This window comes from Erythrobacter donghaensis, from assembly GCF_001557325.1.
Lineage (GTDB): Bacteria > Pseudomonadota > Alphaproteobacteria > Sphingomonadales > Sphingomonadaceae > Erythrobacter > Erythrobacter donghaensis_B.
The window spans coordinates 1-24,540 of the sequence record NZ_LSJS01000094.1; the positions used below are offsets into that span (position 1 = coordinate 1).

Here is a 24,540-nt window from a genome sequence, read left to right on the forward strand (position 1 = left end):
GGGTGGAGCTCCCCGCCGAGGTCGCCGATCTGCCCAAGCTGGGCTTCTTCCCCGGATCGACCATCGGCAACATGATCGCCCGCACCGCGACCGATCTCTTGCGCACCATGCGCGCAACCCTGGGCGAGGGCGCGATGCTGTTGATCGGGATGGATCTGGTCAAGGACGAAGACGTCCTGCTCGCCGCCTATGATGACGCCGCCGGCGTGACGGCGGCGTTCAATCTCAACCTGCTGGCGCGGATCAACCGCGAGCTCGATGGCGACATTCCGCTCGACGCCTTCGCCCACGAGGCGCGCTGGAACGATCCCTTCGCGCGGATCGAGATGCATCTGGTGGCGAAGCACGACGTCGCCTTCACCGTCAGCGGGCGGCGCTTCGCCATGGCAGCGGGTGAGAGCATCCACACCGAGAACAGCCACAAGTTCACCAAGCGCTCGGGGCTGATGCTGCTTGCAGCCGCCGGGTGGGAGCCGCTCGCGCGCTGGACCGACGAGGCGCGGCAATTCTCGCTGGTGCTGGCCGAATCCCGCCCTGCGCGCTCGGCTCCCTGAAACCCTTGGCGTCCCCGTGCGTTGGCGCGGGATGGACGGACAGGCTGACATTCTCATCATCGGCGGCGGCATGGCGGGGCTTTCCGCCGCCGCCGCCTTCGCAGGAACGGGCGCGCTCGTAACCGTGCTCGACAAGGGCCGCGGCCCCGGCGGGCGGATGGCGGCGCGGCGGGTCGAGATCGGCGGCGAGCAGGTGAGCTTCGATCACGGCGCGCAATATTTCACCGCGCGCGATCCCGCCTTCCGCGCGGCGGTCGCCGGCTGGGAGGCGGCGGGTGTCGCCGTGCGCTGGCCGGCAGCGGGCGAGGAGGCATGGGTCGGCACGCCGGGGATGAACGCCTGCGTCAAGCACATGGCGGCGGATCTTGACGTGCGCTGGAACCTGCGTGCCGAGCGGCTTTGCCGGGAGGGCGCATTTTGGCGGGTGGAGGCAGGCGAGGCGGCTTTCCGTGCGGCGACCGTGCTGGTCGCCGTCCCTGCCGAACAGGCGGCGGTGCTGCTCTCCGAGGCTGCGCCGGACTTTGCCGCGCGCGCCGCTGCGGTCGTCTCGGCACCGTGCTGGGCGGTGATGGCGGGCTTTGCTGCGCCGTTGCCGCTCACCGACACTGTCCGCGCGGACACCGGCCCGGTCAGCTGGGCCGCGCGCAATTCCGCCAAGCCGGGCCGTTCGGGCGCAGAGACCTGGGTGATACATGCAAGCCCGGCGCGCAGCCGTGAACTCATCGATCTCGCCAAGGACGAGGCCGCGCGCATCCTTCTGGCCGACTTCTTCGAGGTCACCGGCATCGCGCCCGCCGTGCCGCATCACCTCGACGCGCACCGCTGGCTCTACGCCCAACCCGAAGCCCGCGCTCGGTTGCAAGGGGGCGAGGCCCCCCTCTACGCTTCCCGATTGCGCATCGGCATCGCGGGCGACTGGCTCCACAGCCCGCGCGTCGAGGGGGCCTGGCTCTCAGGCCACGCGCTGGCGCAAGGCGTGCTTCAGGAGCGGCTCGCCAGCACGTCGTAGTGGTGGCCGCGCCCGTACTTGGCAAAGCGCGTGAAGCCGGCGGCACGCAGCAGCGCCTCGATCTCCCCCGCGCTCGCCCAGCGGTCATCGACCTCGTAGAAGATCGCCTGCACCCGCGCGAAGCTCGGCGTCTTCGCAAGTTCGGCGATCACCACCGCCTCCAGCCCCTCGACGTCGATCTTGACGAACATCGGGAGGTCGCCCGCCAGCAGCGGATCGAGCAGGGGCGCATCGATCGTCTCGATGGTGACGCCGCCCTCTGCATGCTGGCCCTCGCGCCCGGCGAGGCTTGCCGTGCCGGTGTGATCGGGCGCGACGTTGATCGTCACCTCGCCCGCGCGGTCGGCAATGGCGAGCAGGTGCAGCGCCGTCCGCGCCGCGCCGCCGTTGAGGGCGACATTGGCCGCAAGGCGTGCGTGGGTGGTGGGCACCGGTTCGAAAGCTATGACCTTGCGGCACCTTGGGTTCTGCGCGGCGATCAGCGAATAGAGCCCCTGATTGGCGCCGATGTCGACGAACACGAAGTCTTCCCGCTGCCCCAGCAGCAGGTCGGCAAGATCGCGGCCATAGGTGCCGAAGATGCAATAGCGAAAGGTCGTGTCCTGCCAGTTGGGCACCATCAGCACGCCATAGGCCGAGCGCACCGGGCCATCGGCCCAAGTCGCCATCAGCGGCGACAGCGCAGCGGCCTTGAGCTTGCGCGCGGTCTTGACCACGCCGTAACGCCAGAATGCGGCAAGATCAGACAAGCGGTCGTCCCTCCAGAAAAGCCGTGATCGCATCGGCTGCCCGCTCGGCCGAGGGGCGCTCGGACTGCGAGAAGGTCGCATCGATCAGCGCCTGTTGCGTGGGGGCATAGTCGGGATGCGCGGCCACCGCAGCATCTATCGCATCGAGCAGGCCGTCCGCGCTCCCCAGCACCGGCCCGGCCTGCCAGTGGAGGTAGTTGGGATCGCCGCGCCAGTCGACGCCGTGGCTGTTGAGGAACAGGCATGGGCGGGGACTGCGCAGGAATTCGTAGACCTGACTGCTGACATCGCCGAGGTAGATGTCGGCGCGGTTGGTGTAGCTCATGTCGCTGCTCGCGCCGCTGCCGGTATCGATGTGGATGCGGGGCTCGCCCGCGAATTCCGGCCCGGGCGCACGCACGCGGGCGAGGCTCGGCGGATCGACGGTCACCACGAAACTGCGCTGGAACAGCATCACGTGCGGCGCGAAGATCAGGTTGTAACGGTCCTGCTGGCGGAAGGCTTCCAGCACCTGCGCGCCATGCTTGAACCAGCTCGACAGCTTGGGCGAGGGGTGGGGGTTGTAGATCACGGTAGGCCGCTCGGGCGCGGGGAAGCGATCGGCGAAGCGGTTGTGCGCGCACAGATCAAACTTGGGGTAGCCCACCAGCGCGATCTGCTCCGGGTTGAGGCCGGCGTCCGCGATCAGCCGGTCGCGGATCTTGGGGCCCGAAACCAGCACCAGATCGAACTTCGCGCTCTCGGGATTGAACCCGATCGCCCGGTCGCCTGCGCCGTGGCGGGTGTGGATCAGTTTCACGTTGCGCAGCCCGTAACGGGTCTTGAGCAGAAGCGAGGTCTTCTCCGCGACCACCACCGCATCGAAGCTGCGGAAGAAATCGAGGTTGTCGCGGTAGAGGAGCAGCTTGGTGGCCGGCACAATCCGTTCCAGCACCCCGGCCAGCATTTGCGAGCCGCCGCGCTTCAGCCCTAGCTGCACGAGCTCCATGCGCGCGAGCAGCACCGGATCGGCCTGCCGCGCGATCTCGGCGCGCGCACCCTCGCGGGCATAGGCGAGGGTGACGTGATGCTCGCCGCGCCCTGCCAGCGCCAGCGCGATGGGGAGGCTATGCGCGAGCTGGTGGGTCTGGTCGTGGTTGAACAGGAAGCAGATGCGCTTCATGCGCGCGCTGCCCCAAGCAGGCGCTCGGCGAGCGCATGGTCCTCGGGCTTGTCGACATCGACCCCCATGCGCCCGTCGGACAGCACCACTGGCGCGGCCGACGCGCCCAGCTTCGCACCCGCCGCCGCCAGCGCCTGCGTGAGCGTCATCCGGCGCAGCAGCAGCTTCACCATCAGAACAGGGCCGAAATGGGCGGCGAGGCGCAGGACGGACTTGCGGTCCGCCTCGACCTTCTCCCAGAACTTGAGCGCATTGCTCGCCGATGCGCCGGTGAGCGCGAAGAGGTTCGCGCCGGTGAAGGCGCCATCACTGAAGGTCAACCAGGTGCGCCGGTTGGGGCCGACCGCGCGTTCCAGATTGCCGCGCGCAACGAAGGCGACCGAAACGTCGCTCGTGCCCGCCCCGGCGACGAACTCGGCGATGGTTGCCGCCGTCAGCATCACGTTGTCGGCGGTGGTCACGAGCAGCGGCAGCCCGATCGCCGGGTCCTCGAGAGCGCCCAGCACCGATCCGCTGATCGTCGGGCCCGAGACGCGGAAGGCGATCTTCGGTTCCTCAACCGCCCAGGCAAGATCGCGGTGCGCGCGCAGTTCCAGCGTGTTCTGCGCCAGCACCACGATCCGCGCCACTTGCGGCGCATCGAGCAGCGCCATCAGCACGCGGTTGAGCATCAACTCGCCCGCGACCGGGATCAGCGCCTTCATCTCGGTGCCGAACTGCGCCGCCATCGGGTCGATCCCCGGGCGCTGGCCGGCCAGCACCAGCGCGGTCCAGCCGGGCGAGGGATCTGTCATGCGGGAACGAACCTTGGATCAAGCGGGGAACAGCCGCTCTCTCCTAGCCGCACTGCGGCTTGTCAAGAAATCCGCATCGCGCGCCGCACACCAAATCCGCAGCTGCGGTCCGGCCCATGCGATGCGACCACACGCGGTGCGATCCTACTTTCGCGGCTGGTAGACGCGGACGTAGTCCACTTCCATCCGGGCCGGGAAGGCGGCGTCATCCACGCCCTTCTGCCCGCCCCAGTTTCCGCCCACGGCGATGTTCAGCAGCAGGTGTTGCGGTTGATCGAACGGCCAGCGCGCCTGCTTGTCGCTTTCCTTCTTGAACAGCAATTTTGGCTGGTCATCGACACCGAACAGCAGGAAATCGGCCGTCCACAGCAGCTGATACTTGTGCATGGCATCGCAGGCGTCGGGAACCGTGTGGCTCGACGTCTTCTGGGTTCCGCGCGAAAAGTTGAAGGCGGACGTGTGGATGCTGTGATGGATGACGCCGGGATCGAACCCGACGTGTTCCATGATGTCGATCTCGCCGCCCGCGGGCCACTTCACGTCCGGATCGGAGGGCAGCATCCAGATCGCGGGCCATGTCCCCCGACCACAGGGGAGCTTCGCCCGGATCTCGAAAAAGCCGTAGGTCCAGTCCCCGAGACCCTGCGTGATGAGCCGGGCCGAGGTGTATCTCTGCTTGCCCCAATCGGCATAGCGCGCCGACGAGATGTCCTCGAGGTGGGCCTCGATGACAAGGCGGCCATTCACCACCCGGGCGTTCTTCTCCCGGCCGGCGGCGTAATATTGCTTCTCGTTGTTGAACCAGCCTTCCTGATTGCGGAAGGTGTCATATTTCCACTTTGCCGGATCGGGGAGGCCGGGCGTGTCGAACTCGTCGGACCAGACCAGGGCATAGCCGGCCGGAACCTTGGTCGGCACTGTCTCGCCCGCTTGCGAGGGTGATGTGTCGGCGACGACCGGGGATGCCGCCTGTTCCTGTTCGGAGCCGCCCGTTTCCTTGAGTGTCCCGGCGAGGGCAGCGATACCGAGAGCTCCAGCAAGCAAGGTTTTTGCGATCATTTCCAGTCAGCCCTTTGCCCAACGCCGTTCAGACGGTGCGGCGCCCCTGCAGGAGGGACGCCGCAAGCCCGTGCCCGCGTCTAGAACTTGACGGCAATGCGTGCGCCGTATGTCCGGGGACGGATGAAGAAGCGCGTGTTATCGAACTGGGTGATGATAATCGCGGCTTCTTCCTGCTGGTTGGTCACGTTGTTGCCATAGACTTCGATGCGATACTTCCGCTCGTCATCGATGGTCCAGCCGGCGCCGATATCCAGAGTGGCATAGCCGTCGATCCGGTCGAGCAGACGGCCACCGGTGACAGGCGTACCATTATTGTCGTCATCGAATTCCAGACTGTTGAAAATCGTGTGGAATTGCGAGGAGCGATAACCCAGCGAAGCCACCCAGTCGAGCTGACCTCTCGGCAGTTCGATCACCTGGCTGAGCTTGGCGTTCAACTGCCACTTCGGCGTGCGGGGCAAGCGATTGCCGGCAATGGGACGGAAGACCGCGTTGCCTGAATCGACATCGGGCTGGAAGCGGAAGTCGGGAATATCTTCCGCGTCCTCGATCTCGGCCTCGAGATAGAGCGCGGTAAAGTCGAAATCGATGTTGCCGGGCAGCTCGAAGCCGCCTTCGACCTGAGCGCCGTAGATCCGCGAATCCGCAGCGTTGAAGCTGAACGACACGACCAGAGCGGCGTTCGTGCCCTCGGGAACCTCGACCACCTGCCCCAGCAGCTCGTTTGCGATCTCAACGGCGGTCTCGACGCTCAAGAGGCCCGTAAACACCTGATCCGAATAATCATTGTAGAACAGCGAGGCATTGAGGTAGGCCCTGCGTCCGCCGATATCGAAGGTGTTCTTGCTACCGATTTCGTACAGTACGACGTTTTCGGTGCCGTAGGTGGGCGCCACGCCATTGTCGCCCAGATTGTCGTTGAAGCCGCCCGACTTGTGGCCATTGGCAACCAGCGCGTAGATCAGGTTGTCCGGGGTGATGTCGAATTCGGCACGCAGGCGCCAATCGACAAAGTCATCCGCAAATTCGCCATCCTGCTGGAAAATCTGCCCGCCAAACGGAACGGCATAGGTGAAGGCACCCGGGTTGATCGGAAAGACATCGGGAGCGAACGGACCATTGGTGAAGCCCTGGCAGCTGAAAAAGTCGAACGACACCGTATCGATACAGGGCGTCGTCAGGATCGTGCCGTCGCCGCCTTCGGGGAAGGGCGTTGCGAAAATGCCCTGCGGCCCGTTCGCCAGAATGGCCCCCAGATTGTCCCGCGCGCCATTTTGCGCGATCCCGTTGGCATGGAATGCGAAGATTTCAGCATTCGAAATCGTGCCATCGCCATTGGTGTCGGGATTGATGATGGTCCGATCAAAGGCGGCGAACTCGAAGCCCTCGGTACCCACACGGACACCGCCACAGCATTCGAAACTGCCGCCGCCCAGCGCAAGACCGTAGCGCGCAGCCACGCCGGTGCGTTCCTTGCTGTCGTCGGTGTAACGCAGGCCAGCGGTGACGCGGAAGTTGTCTGCTACCTCGTAGGTCGCATCGCCGTAGATCCCGTAAGATTCGGTGTCGGTTCTGGTGTTGAATTCGATGCCCTGGAAGAAGAGGCCGCGATCCCCGGTCGAGCCGAGGAAAGAGCGCTGTTCTTCCTTGATGTACACCCCGCCGAGGCTCCAGATGAAGGGGCCGTCGGAGTTGAAGATCCGCAGCTCGTGGAATTGCGAGCGGGAATCCGAGATGATCCGGAAGCGCGAGAAATTGTCGAGATTTTCGGCCAGAATGATCGGATCGTTGATCACATCGCCCGGTTCGGGGGTGAAGATATTGTCGCGCTCCGACAGGCGATCAAGGGCGCCCGGAAACGCAGGCGACAGCGGGGTGGTCGCCTCGTAATCGTACACCGCATCGCGGTAGCTGCCGGTATATTCGACGTTGAAGCCGTCACCTTCATATTCGATGGTGGTCCTGATCCCCCAGTGATCGGTGTTCAGCTGCGGCGTGATCCCGCGCGCGATGACTTCGCGAGGGTCGATATTGTCGAATTCCTCCTGGGTGATGTCCCCATCTTCGAGCGCGCCGAGCGGCAGCGCGTAGTTGGTGCCGGTGTAGCCCGTGCCGTTCTCGGCAATGTAATCGCCCGCAACGAGGATCGTCAGGCGATCGGTGGGCTTCCACAGGATCTGCGCACGGCCCGACAGATTGTCCTGCGCTTCGGCAACGCCGATCCCCTGAACGGGACCGACATTGCTGTAATAGGAATCATTGGCCTGGTAGAGCCCCGAAAAGCGGACGGCGACCGTGTCGGTCACGGGCAGGTTCAGTACGGCCCGCACGGAACGCTGATCGTAGTTGCCGTATTCGGCCTCGACCGCGGCGTCGAAGATGCCGAGGCCGGGCCGGAAGCTGATCGCGTTGATCGAGCCGGCCGTCGCATTGCGGCCCCGCAGCGTACCCTGGGGGCCGACATTGACCTCAACGCGCTGGATGTCGTGGAAGGCGGAACCGATGCCCGACGGGCGCGGAATGTTGACGCCGTCGAAGTGGAAGGCCGCTGCCGGGTCGCCCAGTTCGGTGTTGTTGCTTGAACCGATCCCGCGGATGTAGACCTCGATGTTGCCCTGGTTGTTGGCAACCGAAAGGCCCGGGATCTGGTTCTGAAGGTCGGTGACGTTCTGCACGCCGAGCGCCTTCAGATCTTCGCCGCTGATGGCAAAGGCCGTGCCGGCAAAGTCCTGCAGCGACTGTTCGCGGCGGTCGGCGGTGACGATGATCGACTCGCCCTCCGTCTCGTTCAGCGGTTCCTGCGCCTGTTCTGCGGGGGCCTGCGAGGCCTGCTCTTGCGCGAAGGCTGGCTGTGCAAGAACCACGCTCGCAACGCTGGCCAGCAACATCCGACGATGTAGGTGCATTATCCTCTCTCCCCATTGCAGATCGCTTGACGCGACCTTTTCGTGTGTCCGTATAACCCCAAATTGTGACCGTTCACAAATGGAATTTTTTATGGCAGCTCTTCCCCCGTCGCAACGAGCGGCTATCGGAAGAAAACATCGCCGAGGGGGGTTGCAGCGCGCAGCTTTCCCGCGCAATTCGCAATCGATTGGGTATAGGTCTACCGCTGCGCCCGCGACCCGATGACGGGGGAGGGCCTGCATCAGGTAGCCGGGACGGGAACGGGCGGGCGGGAAATGGCGCGGGTGCGCAAGTCAGTCACGATCAGGGGCGTCGCCGAGGAAGCGGGGGTCTCGCTCCAGACGGTGAGCCGCGTCATCAACGGCGGCCCCAACGTGCGCCCGCAGTTGCGCGACAGGGTGCAGGCGGCGATCGACCGGCTGGGCTATGTTCCCAGCCTCGCCGCCCAGCGCATGAGCGGGTCGCGCTCCTACATCATCCTCGCCATCAACGACCGCGAGCGCACGCTTGCCGACTGGCGCGAGCGGCGCGGCACGGACTGGGTCGACCAGATGCTGCTGGGCGGGATCCTGACCTGCTCGAAACATGGCTACCGGATGATGGTGGAGCTGGTCGACACCCATTCCGACCATGTCGAGCGCGAGCTGGGTGCGGCCCTGTCCGCGCTTCAGCCCGACGGGGTGATCCTCACCCCGCCGCACTCGGAAAACCGGCTGATCACCGATCTCCTCGCCTCCCGCAGCATTCCCTTCGCGCGGATCGGCTCGGATGCACCGGGGCGGGGGATCCGGCTGACGATGGGCGATGAGGGCGCGGCGCATCTCGCCACGACCCGGCTCGCCGAGCTCGGTCACCGCCGGATCGCGATGATCGCAGGGCCGGCGCAATACAGCCTGTCGGGCTGGCGCATCGCGGGCTGGCGCCGCGCGCTGGCTGAGCGGGGCCTGCCGCAGGAGGGCCTGCTGGAAGGGGGCGATTTCGGCTACGAGAGCGGCACGCGCGCCGCGCTCGCGCTGCTCGACCGCCACCCCGATGTCACCGCGATCATCGCGTCCTCCGACCAGATGGCGCTCGCCGCGCTCGAGGTCGCGCGCGAACGGGGCCTCGAGGTGCCGCGCGACCTGTCGCTGATCTCCTTCGACAACACCCCGATCGTGCGTTTCACCCAGCCGCCGCTGACCGCGATCGACCAGCCGATCGCCGAGACCGTGGCCCGCGCGGTCGAACAGTTGATCGCGCGCTCGCCCCGGGCGGAGGAAGGCGCGGTGATCGAGATTGCCGCCGCGCTGGTCGAGCGCGCCTCGACCGCGCCTGCCCCCGGCCGCGCTTGAGCGCGGCGCCCGCGCCCCCGCCCGAGCGCCAGCCGCTCTGGTTCCTCGCCCTGTTCGCGCTCGCCGCGGCGGGCGGTGCAGTTGCCTATGTGCCGCTGCTGACCGTCCTCCTCCCCCAGCGCATCGCCGAGCTGCAGGGCGGCGAGGATGTCGCAGCGCTCGCGCAGGTGAGCTTCCTCGGCGCAGTGATGGCGAGCATCGCCAATATCGGCGTCGGCATGCTGAGCGACCGCGCGAAGGCGCGGCGGCCCTTCATCATCGCCGGGCTGATCCTCTCGAACGCACTGCTGCTGTCAGTCGGGACGGCGACGAGCGTCGCGCAGATCGTGGGGCTGGTGATGGTCTGGCAGGTCGCCCTCAACCTCATGCTCAGCCCCCTGATGGCCTGGGCGGGCGATTGTTTTCCCGACGAGCAGAAGGGCGTGCTCGGCGGGGCGCTCGCGCTGTCCCCGGCGCTGGGCGCGCTGGCGGGATCGCTGGTGACATGGGGCGGGCTGGTCGCGCCCCCGGCGCGGCTGGCGCTGGTCGCCATGCTGGTGAGCGCGCTGGTGCTGCCAGCGGTGCTGCTCGGCAAGGGACGCATCCGCCCGGCGCTGGTCGCCCCGGTTCCCGCACTTGCGGAGCCCGCCCCGCGGCGGGAGCGGGTGGTGCTGCGGATGTGGGCGGCGCGGCTGCTGGTGCAGGTGGCGGAAGGGGGGATGTTCGCCTTCCTGCTCTACTGGCTGCGCTCGATCGCGCCGGGCTATCCCGAGAACGGCGCGGCGAACATCTTCAGCCTGGTGCTGGCGGGCGCCGTGCCCCTGTCGCTGATGCTCGGGCGCTGGTCGGATCGCCGGTCGCGGCCGGTGGAGCCGCTCGCGGCCGCCGCGCTGCTGTGCGCCTTCGGCATGCTGGTGATGGCGGCGGCGCAGACGCTCGCCTGGGCGATCGCGGGCTATGTGCTGTTCGGGCTTGCCGCCGCCGTCTTCCTCGCGCTCCATTCGGGCCAGACCCTGCGCGTCCTGCCCGCCCCGCAGCACCGCGGGCGCGACTTGGGCGTGTTCAACCTCACCAACACCGTGCCGGGGATGGTCATGCCCGGGCTGACGGTGATGCTGGTGCCCCAGTTCGGCTATGGCGCGCTGTTCGTGCTGTTTGCAGGGCTTGCCCTCGGGAGCGCGGCGCTGCTTGCCGGCGCGCTGCGCCGCGCCTGAAGCATGCGCTTGGCGCTTGCCAAAGCGGCTGCGCGGCGGCATATTTGATAACGTTCACAAGAAAACATGCAGGGTTCTGGGAGGGACGGGCGAGATGACGCTCAAGGCAGTGGGTCGGCTGGTATGCGGGGCAGCGCTCGGCGCGCTGGTGACAGGGTGCGGCGCGCCCGAGGAGATCCGCTCGGCAAGCGCCGCTGTCGAGGCGGTCTCTGCGCCCGGAAGCCCCGAGGCGCTGCTCGCGGCGATGAGCCTCGAGCGCAAGGTTGCACAGATCATCATGCCCGACATCGGCTCGATCACCCCCGAGGACGTGCGCCAGTACCGCTTCGGCACGATCCTCAACGGCGGCAATTCGGGCCCCTTCGGCAACGACAAGGCGCCCGCGGCCGACTGGCTGAAGCTCGCCGACGCTTTCTGGGAGGCCTCGACCGCGCCGCTCCCGAACGGCGAGCCTGTGATCCCGGCGATCTGGGCGACCGACGCCGTTCACGGCCACGCCAATGTCCCCGGCGCGACGGTGTTCCCGCACAACATTGCGCTGGGCGCGACGGGTGATGCCGACCTCATCCGCCGGATCGGCGCGGCGACCGCGGTCGAGATCGAGGTGACCGGGCTCGACTGGACCTTCGCGCCCACCGTGGCGGTCGCGCGCGACGACCGCTGGGGCCGCACCTACGAGAGCTATTCCGAAGACCCCGCGCTCGTGACGAAGCTCGGCGCGGCGATGATCGAGGGCTTGCAGGGCCGCCCGGGCGAGCCCGGCTATCTCGGCCCCGGCAAGGTCGCGGCCACCGCCAAGCACTATTTCGGTGACGGCGGCACGTCGCAAGGCGTCGACCAGGGCGATGTGAATGGCGATCTTGCCGAGCTGATGGCGATCCACGCCGCGCCCTATCCGGCCGCGATCGACGCCGGGGTCGCGAGCGTCATGGCGAGCTTCAACTCGATCAACGGCACCAAGATGCACGGCAACAAGCCGCTGCTCACCGATCAGCTGCGCGGGAAGCTCGGCTTTGGCGGCGTGGTGGTCGGCGACTGGAACGGCCACGGCCAGATCAAGGGCTGCACCAATGCCGATTGCCCGCAGGCGCTGCTCGCCGGGCTCGATATCTACATGGTGCCCGAGGACTGGAAGGCGCTCCACGCCAGCCTCGTGGCGCAGGTGAAGGACGGCACGATCCCGATGGCCCGCCTTGATGAGGCGGTGCTGCGGGTGCTGCGCATGAAGCAGGCGCTCGGCATTCTCGATGGCGAGGTGAAGCCCTCGGCGCGGCCCAATGGTGGCAAGTGGGAGTTGCTCGGCTCGCCCGAACACCGCGCGCTCGCGCGCGAGGCGGTGGCCAAGTCGCAGGTGATCCTCAAGAACGCGGGCGTCCTGCCGCTGAGGCCCGGCGCGCGGATCGAGGTGGCGGGCGCTGCCGCAGACAACATCCCCCAGCAGGCCGGCGGCTGGTCGGTCACCTGGCAGGGCGGCGGTGACCTTACCGCAAAGGACTTCCCCGGCGCGACCTCGATCTTCGCCGGGATCGCCGATGCGGCCCGCGCTAGCGGCGGCGAGGCGCGCCTCGCGGTCAAGGGCGATCCCGCAGGCAAGCCCGATATCGCGATCGTCGTCTTCGGCGAGCCGCCCTATGCCGAGTTCGTCGGCGACCGCAAGGACCTCGCCTTCCGCGACGAGGAGGGCCTCGCCCTCCTCAAGGCCTACAAGGCGCGCGGGGTGCCGACCGTCGCGGTGTTCCTCTCGGGCCGCCCGCTGTGGGTCAACCGCGAGCTCAACGCTGCCGATGCCTTCGTGGCCGCATGGCTCCCCGGAAGCGAGGGGGCAGGGGTTGCCGATGTGCTGTTCGGCAAGGCGCAGCCGACCGGGCGCCTCTCGTTCAGCTGGCCCGCGACGTGCGAGGGCGCGCCGCTCAACGGCCCCGAGGGCGCGCTCTTCCCGCGCGGCTACGGCCTCGGCTTCGCCGCCCCGCGCATCGCCCCGATCCCGCTCGACGAGACCTGCGACGCGCTGAGCCAGGATGCGGGCGCGGCGTGGTTTGCCAGCGGCAAGCTCGGCGCGCGCGTGCAGGCGCTGGCCGACAATGCGCTGCTCCCCGACCTGCGCGGCAGCGGCAACGGGATCGTCGCCACCGGCGTCGACCGCCGCGCGCAGGAGGATGCGCGCCGCATCGCCTTCGGCCGGGGCGCGCGGCTCGCGCTCACCGGCCCGGCGAGCGGGGCGGCGTTCCGGATCACCTACGCGGTCGCGCAGCGCCCCGCCGGCCCCGTCACCGTGACCGCCGGGAACGGCAAGCCGCTCGACATCACCCAGGGGCTCTCGGTCGCGGAGGGCAAGGGCTGGCGCGAGATGGTGCTCAGCGCCAAGTGCCTCGGCGAGACCGGCGGCACGCTCACCTTCGCCTCCGCGGCGCCCTTCGTGATCCAGATCGGCGAAGTCTCCCGCGACGACAGCGCGGCAGGCGCGGAGTGCTCGTTCTAGAGGACAGGCTCTAGGTGCGCAGCAGCCCCGATAGCGGCGCGGCGCTGCGTCCGGGGAACAGCCGCGCCATCGCGCGCGCCGGATCGAGCTGCCAGTGTTCTGCCACGGCCCCCGCGATCACGCTCTCGAGCGCGACGGTCGGGGCAAGATCGCGGCTCTCGAACAGCTGGCGCTCGGCAAGGCCCGGCCAGTCGGCGATCACCCGCCCGCCGCGCACGGCGCCGCCCATCAGCAGCGCGGCCGAGGCCGTGCCGTGGTCGGAGCCGCCGGTGCCGTTGAGGCGTGCGGTGCGGCCGAACTCGGTCGCCACCACCACCAGCGTGTCGGCCCAGGCGCTGCCCATGCTGGCCCGGTAGGCGGCGAGCAGCGCGTCGAGCTGACGCGCCGAGCGGGCGAAGGCGAAGCGCTGGTTGGCGTGGGTGTCCCATCCGCCCAGCTCGATCATCCCGATCCGCGCACCCCCTGCATCGCGCATCAGTGATGCGGCGAGTTCCCCGGCTGCACGCGCATCGCGCAGGTTCTTCATCCCGTCCTCGCCCGCCATCGCCTTCGTTTCGAGCGCGCGCGACCATAGTGCGCCAAGTTCCCCGTCGGCGGCGTAGAGCTGGCTGACCCGCGCCAGCAGATCCTCGCTCGCGGCGGGCAGCGCCGAGGGGGCATAGTTCGACACCGGCGCATCCCCGCGCAGCGCCAGCGGCACCGCCTGTGCGATCGCCAGCGCGCGCAAGGGGGCCGGTGCGCCCTCGTTGAGCATGGCGGCGAGGCGGTTGAGCCAGCCGTCGCGGGTGGCATAGGGCACCGTCCCGCCGGTCTCGATCAGGTTCTGCCCGTCGAAATGCGAGCGCTCGCGATAGGCGGTCGCGGCGGCATGGACGAACAGCGCCTCGCCCGACCCTGCCGCACCCGCGACCTCGGCGAGCGCGGGGTGGACGGCGAAGAAGCTGCCGAGCCGGGGTGCGCCATCGTAATCGGCCAGGCTCGCGCCGCGCAGCGCCTCGAACCCCGGATCGCCCAGGGGAGCGAGCATCGCCATGCCGTCGGCCGCGCCGCGCAGCAGCACGAACAGCAGGTTGCGGCTGCCCGTGCCCTGCGCAAAGGCCATGCGCGGGAGTGCCAGGGCGCCGGCCCCCAGCACCAGCGATCCGGCCAGCAGCGAGCGGCGGTCGATCGTGTTCGTCATGGTGCCTTACCTCCGCATCATTTCGGGCGAGACCAGCAGCAGCGCAAGCGCCTGGCGGCCGCTCTCGGCGCGCTTCAGCTGGGTGCGGGTGGCCTCGCCCAGCGCATCGGGGAAAGCCGCCTCGGCGCGGGCGAGCACCGTGTCGGCCGGGACATTGGCGGCGATCCGCTCGGCCAGATCGACCCGGCGCAGCAGCGCATCGGGGCCGGCCCAGCTCGCCGCGATATCGTCATAACCGGCGGGCGAGGGGGCGCGCCAGGGCACCTGCCCGAGCTCGCCGAGCGCGCCGACAAGGCGCTGCGACGGCAGGTCGCGCACCCCGGTGAGCCGCAGGCAGGCGACCAGCCATTCGAATGGCGGGCGGAACTTGACCGGCCCCGCGATCCACGCCTCGGGCGCCGCGATCAGCGTGCGGGTCAGGCTGGCGAGATCGCCTCCGGTGGTGAGGAAGTCCGCCTCGAGCCGGCTCACGAGCGCGGGCGGCGGGCTGTCGCCGGCAAAGTGCCGCGCCAGCTTGGTGGCGATGTGCCGCGCGGTGGCGGGATGGCGGGCGAGATCATCGAGGATCGCCTCGGCCTGCCGCGCGCCGCCCGCGGCATAGCGGCGCCCGAGCACCAGCCGCGCGCCGGGCTCGTGCACCAGCGTGACAAAGGCCGCGCCGCTTGGCTGGTCCTCGGCAAAACGGCCCACGCGGCCGATCCCCGGCACCGTCCAGCCGGTCAGCGCCCGGGCGAGCTCGGTCACGTCGGCCTGCGAGTAGCCGCCGTCGACGCCCAGCGTGTGCAGCTCGAGCACCTCGCGCGCGAGGTTCTCGTTGAGCCCGCGCGGGCGTCCTGCCCCGTCCCCGCCGCCGCGGCCCGCCCGCTGCGCGAACACCGAGCCCGGGCCGATCGACTGGAACTGGTCGAGGTAGAGCAGCATCGCCGGATGCAGCACTGCCGCCTTGAGCATGTCGCCGAAGCGCCCAAGCACATGGGGGCGGATCGCGGTGAATTCATGCGGGCCGACCTCGAACTGGGTGCCGACCTTGCCGACCGAGACGCTGAAGTGGTTCGACCAGAAGTGCACCAGCCGCTCCACCATCGGCGTGCGGCTCGAGACCGCGAGATTGGTTCTGGCGACGACATCGCCGATCAAAACCTGGCGGGCTTCCTGCAGCTTCTCGCGATAGTCTGGCGGCAATCCCGCGAGCGCGGCGGCACGCGGGTCTCCGGCGGGCGCGGCATCCGCGCTCATCGCCGGGGCGGCATCGGCCATGGCCGCGATCGCGCGCCGATCCTGCCGCAGCGAGCGCACCAGTTCGACCATCGCGCCGGTCTCCCCGCGCGAGCGCATCCGTCCGGCAATCGCGGCCGGGGCCGGGTCGAAGTTCTCGAGCTGGCGCAGCAGGAAGCGGCGCGGATCGGCGGGCGGCTCGTCGCGCGAGGCGAGGCCATAGCCGAAGCGGTTGAGGGCGATGCTCGCCGGGCTCATCGGGCGCCGATCCTGACCGAGGACAAGAGCATGGGGCAGCGTTCCTGTTGCGGCGTGGCGGCACTGCACCACCACTCGCCTTACCAACGGGTGAACGCGGCCGATCCTTCGCGCGCTGCGACTATTTTTTCACGGCATCACGATCTCGAAGCCCTGCGGCATTGGATCGAGGTTGTCGATCAGCGCCTGAAGCGCGGCCTTGTCGCCGGTCACCTCCAGCCCTGCCTTCTCCAGCGCTGCGACCGGCTGTTTGAGGAACAGGAGCGCCAGCAGCATGGGGCGCGGGCCCTTGATGGTGACGGCGGGGCTGGCGGGCAGGGCGCCGACCCGGCCGATCAGCGCCTGGCCGGTGATCTCGAGCGCGGCGCTCTCGCCCCGGTCGGTCAGCGCGATGCCGATGGTGATGCCACGCGGGCCCGGCCTTTCGGGAGCGAAGCGGGTCGCAGCCGAATCAAGCAGCTCCTGTGTCGAAAGGGCCGCGATGAGATCGGTGGGCTGCACCGCCGCCGTCGGCGCGCGCCCGCGCCTGAGATCGTTTGCCGCCGAGAGGAACTGGTTGCGCCAGATCGCGCTTTCGGCCTGGTAGCCCTGCTGTTCGTAGCTCTCCGCCAGCAGCGCCTTGGCCTCGGCGTTGGCGGGCTCGGCAAAGACGAGGTTCTGGAGCAGGTCCGAGGACCAGCGATAGTCGCCCGCGGCCAAGGCACCCCGCGCCAGCGCGAGTGTGCGCCCGGCCCCGCCAAGGGCATCGACCAGCTTCACGGCCCGCTCGTCCGGCGGGTAGGCGTGGAGGTTCGCCGGGACGGCATCGTACCAGCCGAGATAGAACTGGTAGATCGCCTTGGCGTTGTGGCTGATCGTGCCGTAATAGCCGCGGGTCGACCATTCCGTGCCGTTGCCCGGCGGGGGCGCGCTTTCGAGCGCCTCGGCGATTTCGGCCATGGTCTCGCCGCGGTTCATGCGGCGCACGGTCTGGTCGTGGAGCCAGCGGTAGTTGTCGCGCTGGGCGGCGAGCCAGGCGGTGGCATTGTCACGCCCGAACACCGGCCAGCAATGGCTCGATATCACCGTGTCGCTGCGGGGCGCATAGCGCGTCACCGCCTCGTCGAGGTAATGCGCCCAGGCCCGCGCATCGCGCACCTTGGCCCCGCGCGGGGTGAGGATGTTGTGCAGCGTGCAGGTGGCGATCTCGGCGGCGAGGAAGGTCTTCTCCGGCTGGATGAAGACATTCAACTCGGCCGGTGCCTCGCTGCCCGAGACGATCTGGAATTCGAGCGCGACGCCGTCCACCACCCGGGTCTCGCCGGTGGCGGCGATGGTGTCGGTCGGCGGGATCAGCGAGAGCGTGCCGACCGACAGCCCCATGCCGATCCCGCTCCCCATCTGCCCGGCCGGGCCGGGGCCGAGCCCGGTGCCGAACTGGTAGGCCGCGCGCCGCGACATCGCGCCCCCGGCGATGACATTCTCGGAGGTCGCCTCTTCCATGAAGCCCTCGGGCGCGATCACCGGGACGCGGCCGGCCTTGACGGCGGCCTCGTCCACCACGCCGCGCGCGCCGCCGAAATGGTCGCCGTGGCTGTGCGAATAGATCACCGCACTGACCGGCCGGGCCCCGAGCGTCGCATTGACCAGCTCCAGCGCCGCCTTGGCCGCCTCGACGCTGGTGAGCGGGTCGATGACGATCCAGCCGGTGGCGCCGCGGATCACGGTCATGTTCGCAACGTCGAAGCCGCGCACCTGCCAAACGTTTCTGGTCACCTCGAACAGCCCGTGGCGCTTGAGATGGGTCATGTGCCGCCACAGCGAGGGGTTGACGGTCTCGGGCGCGGGACCGGTGACGAAGGCATAGGCGTCGAGGTTCCACACCGGCCTGCCGTTGGCGGCGAGGATCACCGGATCCTTCCTCGTGGCGAGGAACCCGCGGGCGGCGTCGGCGGCGTCGCGGGTGCCCTCGGGCGGCAGGGCTGCGGAGACGGCGCGCTGTTCGCTGCGCGTGGCTTGGCTGGCCGGAGCAGGTGTGCCTTGCGCCGCGCCCGCGCTGGCGGCGATGACGAGAGCGAGCGCCGCTGCGGCGCGCAAGCTAGCGATGTTCATGTGTGTGTTACCCCCTCTTCTCCCGTTCCCGTGATGCCCGCGCGCGGACGCGGTTTCAAGCGGGGTGGGAGGGCAGGGCGCGCCGAGGTCTTCGTACATTCAGAATATCGAACGTTTGCAACCAAAGATTGAATTTTTCCGATCGGGCAAGCGCCGCTACCACACAGCAACTCTCCTCTTCCCGCCTGCCAAGGATCCGGCGCATGGACCAGACCAGCCCGATTTCGGACGCCCACCTCTGCGCCCCGTCGCCCCGCCCGCGGCCGCAGCTGGCGCTGGTCGACGCGCGCTTGCGGCTGGTTCATCCGGCAGGCGGGATCCCGGCCGAATGGTGCACGGCGCTCGATGCACTGCTCGGCTGGCTCGGGATCGCAGCGAACATCCTTCCCGCCGCGCCGCGCGGCCGCTTCAAGCGTCTGACCGATTGGAGCACGCCCGGCGCGCCCCTGTTCGCCCCGTGGCTCGGCTGGAGCCCGGCGGCCTTCCAGCACGGCGGCCTTGGCCACCTGCCGCAGGCGCAGTTCGTCGTCAGCTATCTTCTCGATCACCCGCGCAGCGCGCCGCCGGGGCTCGGTGGGCCCGATCTCATGCTGATGAGCCCGCATCCCGCGCAATGCCTCGCAGAGGCGGCAGGCGATGTGCCGGTGCCGCGCGCGGGCGTGCTCGCCGCGATGATCCGCGCCGCCCGCGCCGAGGCCCGCGCGCGGCTGGCGATCATCGTCACCGCCCGTCAGCGCAACGCGGTCGCCACCCGCCTGCTCGCCGCAGGCAGGGAACTGACGGGCGCCGGACTGACGCTCGACCTGCTCACCCTCGAAGAGGCGCTGCCGCTGCTCATGGGCACGCGCGCGCCGTGGGATGCGGTGATCGCGATGCCCGATCTGCGCAGCACGGTGTTCACGCTGCTCGGCCATACGAGCGGCGTCTGCCGGGCCTGGCCGATGCTGTGGTTTGCGGGCGAAGGGGAGCGGGCGCTGCGGCTGGTCACCAGCGAGGCGGCGGGCGAAGGGGCCAGCCGCCTGCCGCTCGACGCCGCGGCGCTGATCCACACCCTCGCACTGACGCTCAAGGCCGCCGGAGCCGCGCGCCACGCCGCCCGGCTGCATGAAGCGTGGGCGCTGCTGCGCGACAGCGGGGTCACGACTGCAGGCAACGGCCAGAGCGGCGCGCCCTACGCCCGTGAAGTCGCCGACGACGCCTTCCTCGCCATGCTGTGCCGCGGCGATGCCGTCAGCAAGCGGCCGCAGCGACCGTGGCGCGCGCTCGAGGAGCAAAAATCTGCCGGCACCGGGAGCCAATCTGCACATTTGCGCATTGTCTCGTCGAGCCAGAACGTCACACCGGGCTAAAGGGTCACCATCATGCCAAGTCGTAAGGTTGTCGCCACTGAACTGGCCCATGTGCTGCGGCAGATCTCGCACCCCGATCGCATCCGCCTGCTGTTGAAGCTGCAGGCAGGCGAGCAGACGGTGAACGAGCTCGGCGATCTGCTCGAGATCTCGCCCACGCGCGTGTCGCAGCATCTGGGCGTGCTGCGCGCGGTGGCGCTGGTCGCGACCAAGACCCGGGGTCAGCAGCGCGTCTACAGCCTCGCCCAGCCGGAGCTGGCGCATTGGCTGATCGAGGGGATCGACTTCATCGGCCACCGGCTGAGCCGCGCAACCCCGACGGATCTCCTCAACGCCAAGCAGCTGTGGCAGGCCGAAGGCGCCGAACCGGTGATCTAGGCGTCTCGGCGCGCACCTCCGTCAAGCGGCGGGACGGGCCATCAGCGCCGGGATCTCGGTCTTCTCCTCCGAGCGGCGCCCGTAGCGTTCGACCAGCTCGCTCCATTCGACCACCAGCGAGCCCCCGGTCGACTGGTGCAGCTTCTCCCACGAGGACAGCATCTCGAGGCAGGCGTGGTCGATATAGTCGAGCTTCTCGACATGGATGTGCACTTCCGAGCCGAACGGCGATGACTCCAGCGCCTGCCCGAGCTGCGGGATCGAGAAGAAGGTGGCAGAGCCCGTCATCCACAGGTCGATGCGGTTGGTCTGCGTGTCATGCTCGCGCCGGATCTGGAGGTGCGAGAAGGTGTAGACCAGCTTCGCGGTCGCCAGCACGAAGCCGAGGATCACGCCGGTCAGGAGATCGATCGCGACGACGCCGATCAGCGTCGCGAAATAGATCGCCAGCTCCTGCTTGCCGAATTCGGCAATCTTGCGGATCTGGGCGACGTTGACCAGCTTGTAGCCGGTATAGACGAGGATCGCGGCGAGCACCGAGGTCGGGATCTCGTTGAGCACGAAGGGGAAGGCGACCACCGCCAGCAGCAGCCAGCCGCCGTGCATGATCGCCGAGAGGCGGGTCTTGGCGCCCGCTTCGACATTCGCGGCCGAGCGCACGATCACCCCCGTCATCGGCAGCGCACCGAGGCCGCCGCAGATCATGTTGCCGATCCCCTGCGCGCGCAGCTCCTTGTCGTAATCGGTGCGGCTGCCCGTGTGCATCTTGTCGACCGCGGTCGCGCACAGCAGCGTCTCGGCGCTGGCGACGAAGGCGAACACCAGACCCAGGGTGAGAATGTCGGGGTTGGTGATCCCGGCGAAGGCCTCCATCGTCGGGATGTTGAGCCCGCCCGCGAGGGTTTCGGGCAGCATCACCAGCGTGATCGGCAGCGCGAAGGCGATGGCAAAGGCGGTGCCCACGATCACGCCGAGCAGCGGGCCCGGGATGAGCGCGAGGCTCTTGGGCTTGAACTGGTTCCACAGCACGATGGTGGCGATGGTAACGATCCCCGCCATGGCGGCGAGGTGGTGCACCGAGCCGTCTACGGGGAAGACTTTCATGAACGCCTCCGGGATCGCGGCGATGTTGAGCAACCCGTTGGCGCGCGGCGCATCGTCGAGCATCACGTGGAGCTGCGAGGCGAAGATCAGCACGCCGATCCCTGCCAGCATCCCGTGGATCACCGAGGGCGAGATCGCGCGGAACCACTGACCGAGCTTGAGCACACCGGCAAGCAGTTGCAGCGCGCCCGCGATCAGCCCGACAACGCCGAGCATGATCAGCCCGTGTTCCTGCACCAGCTGATAGACCAGCACCGCCATGCCCGCCGCCGGGCCGCTGACCTGCAGCGGCGATCCCGCGAGGCTGCCCACCACCAGCCCGCCGACGATCCCGGTGATCAGGCCGAGCGCAGGCGGCGCGCCCGACGCGATCGCGATCCCCATGCACAGCGGCAGGGCGACCAGAAACACCACGATCGAGGCGAGGAAATCGCGGCCGAGCACGGCTGATGTCGGACGTTCGGAAGAGGCGGCGAGCATGGGGAGAGGCTCCGGTGCAAAAGTGCGGGGGTCAGGAGTAGAGAACGCGTCGGATCAGCAGGCGTGGCTGTGGAGCACCGCCTCGGCCATGTCGGCGGCATAGCGCTCCTCGACCGAGATCCAGGTCATGCTCGCCTCGTCATAGGCCGAAACCTCGCCGGTCTTGATGTCGTAGACCCAGCCGTGGAGCGTCACCGCGCGCTGCGCCAGCGCGACCGCGACCGTGGGGTGGGTCTTCAGGTGCTGCAATTGCAGGATGACGTTCTGTTCGAGCAGCATCCGCATCTTGGCCTCGGGGTCGAGCCCGGCACCCATCGCCTCGGTGATGTCGACCGCGCCCTGCGCATAGCCCAGCCATTCGCGCACGTGCGGCAGGGTGGTGAGCCCGGCGCGGTTCATCGCGCCCTTCATCGCCCCGCATTCGGTGTGGCCACAGATCACGATATGCGGGATCTTGAGCGCGCCGATCGCGAATTCGATCGAGGCGGTCATGCCGCCGGTCTGGTTGGTGTGCGGGGGCACGATGTTGCCCGCGTTGCGGCAGATGAACAGTTCGCCCGGATCGGTCTGGGTGAGCATCGCGGTCTCGATCCGGCTGTCCGAGCAGGTGATGAACAGCGCCTCGGGGCTCTGTCCGGTGGCGAGCCGTTCGAACAGCTCGGCCTTTTCCGGGAAGACCTCGCGCTGGAACTTGACCACGCCGTGAGCGAAATGGGGCATCGAGGGGTATCCTTTCAGTGGGAGTTTCGGTCCGCCACGCCCCACAGGGCGCGCGCGGTATCGATATGGTCGGCGTCTTCCAGCCGTTGGCGGATGTCGATGAACGGCAGGGCGTCGAGCACCCAATCCGCCAGATGCGGGTGAGAGAGGCGATAGAAGTGGTTGCGCCCGTCGCGCCGTTCCTCGACCAGCCGCTGGGCGCGCAGGAGCGCGAGATGCTGCGAGACACGGGTGGCGGGCAGATCGAGCGACTGTGCATCCCGGTCACGTCCTTTTCGCCGCCGCGCAGATCCTCGATCAGACGCAGCCGGTCGGCATGGGCGAGCAGGCGGAACAGGTCGGCGAGTTCACGCGACACGATCAGCCGGCTCGGCATGGCTCTCTCCTGTACCTGCAAGAGTTAGCAGGTTTGCATGTGAGAAGGTATGTACATTCAATCATGTCGTCAAGCGCTCATGAGAAGGCGCGCGATCGCCCGGTTCCCCCGTGCTTCACGTGCAATCCGATGGGTGACAGGATGCGTAATGTGTGGTGTCAGGGGCGCTTCCCACCCACCCGCAACAGGACAGGGATCAGACAGACATGAATTTCGAGCTTGCCCACGAACACCAGATGCTCAAGGAACTGGTCGGAAAGTTCGTGCGCGATCAGCTGATGCCGTTCGAACAGGCGGTGATCGCCCGCGAGAATATCGGCCAGGGCACCTACCTCACCCCCGAAGAAACCGCCAAGGTCGATGCCGCGAGCCGCGAGCTGGGCCTGTGGGGCCTCGATGCGCCCGAGGAGGTGGGGGGCATGAACCTGCCGATGGTGGCGATGGTCGGCGTCTCCGAGGAGCTCGGCAAGACCGTGGTTCCTTACTACCTCCCGCCCGATTCCCCGAACTTGCGGATGCTGATGGTCGCCGCCGACGAACGCCAGCGCGAAGCCTACCTCGAACCCTATGTGCGCGGCGAGACGATCAGCGCGATCGGCATCTCCGAGCCCGGCGCGGGCGCCGACCCGCAAGGGATGCGCACCACCGCGGTCGAGGATGGCGACGACTGGATCATCAACGGCCGCAAGATCTGGATCACCAAGGGCGCCGAGGCCGATTTCACCATCCTCATGGCCGTCACCGACAAGAACCCCAATGGCCGCAACGGCATGTCGGCCTTCCTCGTCGACAAGGGCACGCCGGGCTTCAACGTCACCCGCAAGATCCCGATGATCGACGGCACCGCGACCTACGAGATCGCGCTCGAGGATTGCCGGGTGCCGGGCTGGAAGCTGCTCGGCAAGCGCGGGCAGGGCTTTGCGCCGATGCAGGTGCGCTTGGGCACGCGGCGGATCGAGATGGCCTCGTGGTCGATCGGCATGGCCCAGCGCGCGCTCGACATGATGATCGACTACGCGCCGCAGCGCTCGACCTTCGGTAAGCCGCTCTCGGCGCGCCAGACGGTGCAGAACTGGATCAGCGATGCTGCGACCAAGATCCATGCGATGCGGCTGATGACCTATGACTGCGCATGGAAGATCGACGAGGGCCGCGACACCCGCAGCGAAATCTCGATGATCAAGAGCTTCTGCACCGAGAGCGCCTACGAGATCGTCGACCACGCGATGCAGCTCTATGGCGGCATGGGCATGACCCGCGAGCTGCCGCTCTACCTGATGAGCAACAAGCTGCGCACCATGCGCATCTACGACGGGCCGAGCGAGATCCACAACTGGGTGGTCGCGCGCGCCCTGCTGGGCACCCACGAGTAGAAACGCCAAGGGGCGGGACGGCCGCGAAGCCGTCCCGCCCCCTGTAGGCCGCCCTGCGGCTCAGTAGTTCGCGCGCACCCCGAGATAGAAGAAGGTGCCCACCGGGCTCACCGGATAGGCCTGTTCGGTGATGAACGGCTTGTGGTCGAAGATGTTGTTCACCCCGCCATAGACCTCGAACTTGTCGTTCGCTTTCCAGCCGAATGCGATGTCGTGGATGAAGGTGTCGCTGGCGAGGCCGTTCTCGGGCGAGAAGGTTGCGCTGCCGTCGGGGCCGACATCCTCGATCTCCACGGCGCGCAGCGCCATCCTGTCGAACCAGGTCGTCGACCAGGTCAGGCTCACGCCCTTCCAGTCCCAGGTCAGCGCCCCGCGCGCCGCGAATTCGGGGCGCTGGATCTCGCCCAGTTCGGGATCGATGAAGGTCAGGTCGCCCGGATCGGGGAAGTCGTTGAGCTTGTCGACCCAGTTCCCGCTGGCATTGAGCGTGAAGCCGTGCTCGCCGAGATCGAAGCTGTAGCGAAGCGACGCCTCGACGCCCGCGGTTTCCTGCCGCGCGAAGTTCAGCAGCACCTGCTGGAGGCCGGTGAAACCGCCGGTATTCGGATTGCGGCTGATCAGCGGGCAGAACTGATTGTCGATGCTCGCGGCATCAACGCAGTTGTCGACGATGTCCTGATCATTGACCGCGTTGATCGCGTCCTCGATCTGGATGTTGTAGTAGATCCTATGCAGGCCGGATCGGCTATGCCGTTGTTCCGTCAAACCCCACGGAG

19 protein-coding genes are annotated in these 24,540 nt (G+C 68.3%); 8 read left to right on the plus strand and 11 right to left on the minus strand.

The genetic code is table 11. The features are described 5' to 3' along the window. Positions 1 to 554 (plus strand): L-histidine N(alpha)-methyltransferase (locus AX692_RS04795; RefSeq protein WP_196491767.1); only part of this gene is annotated, 554 nt, incomplete at its 5' end. 31 nt (positions 555 to 585) lie between these two features. Further along, positions 586 to 1,563: an NAD(P)/FAD-dependent oxidoreductase gene (locus AX692_RS04800; RefSeq protein ID WP_073977064.1), complete on the plus strand. Its 978-nt coding sequence runs from the start codon at positions 586 to 588 to the stop codon at positions 1,561 to 1,563. Here the strand turns inward: AX692_RS04800 and AX692_RS04805 are convergent. The 5 genes from AX692_RS04805 to AX692_RS04825 all read right to left on the minus strand — a co-directional run bounded on the left by AX692_RS04805 (position 1,536) and on the right by AX692_RS04825 (position 8,479). Further along, on the minus strand, positions 1,536 to 2,312 hold the full coding sequence (locus AX692_RS04805) for an FkbM family methyltransferase (RefSeq protein ID WP_196490133.1): 777 nt from the start codon (positions 2,310 to 2,312) through the stop codon (positions 1,536 to 1,538). The two genes, AX692_RS04800 and AX692_RS04805, sit on opposite strands and share 28 nt — an antisense overlap. Next, positions 2,305 to 3,474 carry a hypothetical protein gene (locus AX692_RS04810; RefSeq protein ID WP_073973709.1) on the minus strand — a complete coding sequence of 390 codons (1,170 nt, stop codon included), beginning with the start codon at positions 3,472 to 3,474 and terminating at the stop codon, positions 2,305 to 2,307. The genes AX692_RS04805 and AX692_RS04810 overlap by 8 nt, the downstream gene beginning before the upstream one ends. Next, entirely contained in the window at positions 3,471 to 4,268 is a 798-nt protein-coding gene (locus tag AX692_RS04815; protein WP_073973708.1) for an NTP transferase domain-containing protein, read from the minus strand. Before AX692_RS04815 ends, AX692_RS04810 begins: the two co-directional genes overlap by 4 nt. Before the next feature lie 144 nt (positions 4,269 to 4,412). Further along, the gene (locus tag AX692_RS04820) at positions 4,413 to 5,327 is read right to left on the minus strand and encodes a glycoside hydrolase family 16 protein (RefSeq protein ID WP_081095138.1); all 915 of its coding nucleotides are present in this window, start codon (positions 5,325 to 5,327) and stop codon (positions 4,413 to 4,415) included. An 80-nt stretch (positions 5,328 to 5,407) separates the two neighbouring features. Next, positions 5,408 to 8,479, minus strand: coding sequence for a TonB-dependent receptor (locus AX692_RS04825; protein ID WP_196490134.1), 3,072 nt, complete (start codon positions 8,477 to 8,479; stop codon positions 5,408 to 5,410). 33 nt (positions 8,480 to 8,512) lie between these two features. Here AX692_RS04825 and AX692_RS04830 point away from each other — a divergent pair, with 33 nt between their 5' ends. The 3 genes from AX692_RS04830 to AX692_RS04840 all read left to right on the plus strand — a co-directional run bounded on the left by AX692_RS04830 (position 8,513) and on the right by AX692_RS04840 (position 13,240). After that, entirely contained in the window at positions 8,513 to 9,568 is a 1,056-nt protein-coding gene (locus tag AX692_RS04830) for a LacI family DNA-binding transcriptional regulator (protein ID WP_073973706.1), read from the plus strand. Further along, on the plus strand, positions 9,565 to 10,761 hold the full coding sequence (locus tag AX692_RS04835) for an MFS transporter (protein WP_073973705.1): 1,197 nt from the start codon (positions 9,565 to 9,567) through the stop codon (positions 10,759 to 10,761). The genes AX692_RS04830 and AX692_RS04835 overlap by 4 nt, the downstream gene beginning before the upstream one ends. Positions 10,762 to 10,855: 94 nt before the next feature. Further along, entirely contained in the window at positions 10,856 to 13,240 is a 2,385-nt protein-coding gene (locus AX692_RS04840) for a glycoside hydrolase family 3 protein (protein ID WP_073973704.1), read from the plus strand. A 10-nt stretch (positions 13,241 to 13,250) separates the two neighbouring features. On the opposite strand, the gene AX692_RS04845 is transcribed toward AX692_RS04840, so the two are convergent. The 3 genes from AX692_RS04845 to AX692_RS04855 all read right to left on the minus strand — a co-directional run bounded on the left by AX692_RS04845 (position 13,251) and on the right by AX692_RS04855 (position 17,984). Continuing rightward, on the minus strand, positions 13,251 to 14,420 hold the full coding sequence (locus tag AX692_RS04845; RefSeq protein WP_073973703.1) for a DUF1501 domain-containing protein: 1,170 nt from the start codon (positions 14,418 to 14,420) through the stop codon (positions 13,251 to 13,253). A 6-nt stretch (positions 14,421 to 14,426) separates the two neighbouring features. After that, on the minus strand, positions 14,427 to 15,893 hold the full coding sequence (locus AX692_RS04850; RefSeq protein WP_073973702.1) for a DUF1800 domain-containing protein: 1,467 nt from the start codon (positions 15,891 to 15,893) through the stop codon (positions 14,427 to 14,429). 129 nt (positions 15,894 to 16,022) lie between these two features. Then, positions 16,023 to 17,984 carry an alkyl/aryl-sulfatase gene (locus AX692_RS04855; protein WP_073973701.1) on the minus strand — a complete coding sequence of 654 codons (1,962 nt, stop codon included), beginning with the start codon at positions 17,982 to 17,984 and terminating at the stop codon, positions 16,023 to 16,025. Positions 17,985 to 18,187: 203 nt separating this feature from the next. Between AX692_RS04855 and AX692_RS04860 the strand changes: the two genes are divergently transcribed. Continuing rightward, positions 18,188 to 19,333, plus strand: coding sequence for a hypothetical protein (locus tag AX692_RS04860; RefSeq protein WP_073973700.1), 1,146 nt, complete (start codon positions 18,188 to 18,190; stop codon positions 19,331 to 19,333). Positions 19,334 to 19,345: 12 nt separating this feature from the next. Beyond that, on the plus strand, positions 19,346 to 19,711 hold the full coding sequence (locus tag AX692_RS04865) for an ArsR/SmtB family transcription factor (RefSeq protein WP_073973699.1): 366 nt from the start codon (positions 19,346 to 19,348) through the stop codon (positions 19,709 to 19,711). A gap of 21 nt (positions 19,712 to 19,732) precedes the next feature. Here AX692_RS04865 and AX692_RS04870 read toward each other — a convergent pair whose 3' ends face one another. After that, positions 19,733 to 21,295: a SulP family inorganic anion transporter gene (locus tag AX692_RS04870; protein ID WP_073973698.1), complete on the minus strand. Its 1,563-nt coding sequence runs from the start codon at positions 21,293 to 21,295 to the stop codon at positions 19,733 to 19,735. Between the two features lie 54 nt (positions 21,296 to 21,349). Beyond that, positions 21,350 to 22,015: a carbonic anhydrase gene (locus tag AX692_RS04875; RefSeq protein ID WP_073973697.1), complete on the minus strand. Its 666-nt coding sequence runs from the start codon at positions 22,013 to 22,015 to the stop codon at positions 21,350 to 21,352. A 582-nt stretch (positions 22,016 to 22,597) separates the two neighbouring features. Here AX692_RS04875 and AX692_RS04885 point away from each other — a divergent pair. Then, positions 22,598 to 23,764: an acyl-CoA dehydrogenase family protein gene (locus AX692_RS04885; protein ID WP_073973696.1), complete on the plus strand. Its 1,167-nt coding sequence runs from the start codon at positions 22,598 to 22,600 to the stop codon at positions 23,762 to 23,764. 60 nt (positions 23,765 to 23,824) lie between these two features. Here the strand turns inward: AX692_RS04885 and AX692_RS04890 are convergent. Further along, positions 23,825 to 24,540 (minus strand): TonB-dependent receptor domain-containing protein (locus AX692_RS04890; protein ID WP_155645046.1); only part of this gene is annotated, 716 nt, incomplete at its 5' end.

Bases quoted from the DNA above. Each gene is read 5' to 3' on its own strand.
- AX692_RS04875 (WP_073973697.1), bottom strand. From the start codon at position 22,015: ATGCCCCATTTCGCTCACGGCGTGGTCAAGTTCCAGCGCGAGGTCTTC.
- AX692_RS04825 (WP_196490134.1), bottom strand. From the start codon at position 8,479: ATGCAGGCCCTCCCCCGTCATCGGGTCGCGGGCGCAGCGGTAGACCTA.
- AX692_RS04800 (WP_073977064.1), top strand. From the start codon at position 586: ATGGACGGACAGGCTGACATTCTCATCATCGGCGGCGGCATGGCGGGG.
- AX692_RS04855 (WP_073973701.1), bottom strand. From the start codon at position 17,984: ATGAACATCGCTAGCTTGCGCGCCGCAGCGGCGCTCGCTCTCGTCATC.
- AX692_RS04865 (WP_073973699.1), top strand. From the start codon at position 19,346: ATGCCAAGTCGTAAGGTTGTCGCCACTGAACTGGCCCATGTGCTGCGG.
- AX692_RS04860 (WP_073973700.1), top strand. From the start codon at position 18,188: ATGGACCAGACCAGCCCGATTTCGGACGCCCACCTCTGCGCCCCGTCG.
- AX692_RS04870 (WP_073973698.1), bottom strand. From the start codon at position 21,295: ATGCTCGCCGCCTCTTCCGAACGTCCGACATCAGCCGTGCTCGGCCGC.
- AX692_RS04840 (WP_073973704.1), top strand. From the start codon at position 10,856: ATGACGCTCAAGGCAGTGGGTCGGCTGGTATGCGGGGCAGCGCTCGGC.
- AX692_RS04885 (WP_073973696.1), top strand. From the start codon at position 22,598: ATGAATTTCGAGCTTGCCCACGAACACCAGATGCTCAAGGAACTGGTC.
- AX692_RS04850 (WP_073973702.1), bottom strand. From the start codon at position 15,893: ATGAGCCCGGCGAGCATCGCCCTCAACCGCTTCGGCTATGGCCTCGCC.
- AX692_RS04820 (WP_081095138.1), bottom strand. From the start codon at position 5,327: ATGATCGCAAAAACCTTGCTTGCTGGAGCTCTCGGTATCGCTGCCCTC.
- AX692_RS04810 (WP_073973709.1), bottom strand. From the start codon at position 3,474: ATGAAGCGCATCTGCTTCCTGTTCAACCACGACCAGACCCACCAGCTC.
- AX692_RS04845 (WP_073973703.1), bottom strand. From the start codon at position 14,420: ATGACGAACACGATCGACCGCCGCTCGCTGCTGGCCGGATCGCTGGTG.
- AX692_RS04830 (WP_073973706.1), top strand. From the start codon at position 8,513: ATGGCGCGGGTGCGCAAGTCAGTCACGATCAGGGGCGTCGCCGAGGAA.
- AX692_RS04815 (WP_073973708.1), bottom strand. From the start codon at position 4,268: ATGACAGATCCCTCGCCCGGCTGGACCGCGCTGGTGCTGGCCGGCCAG.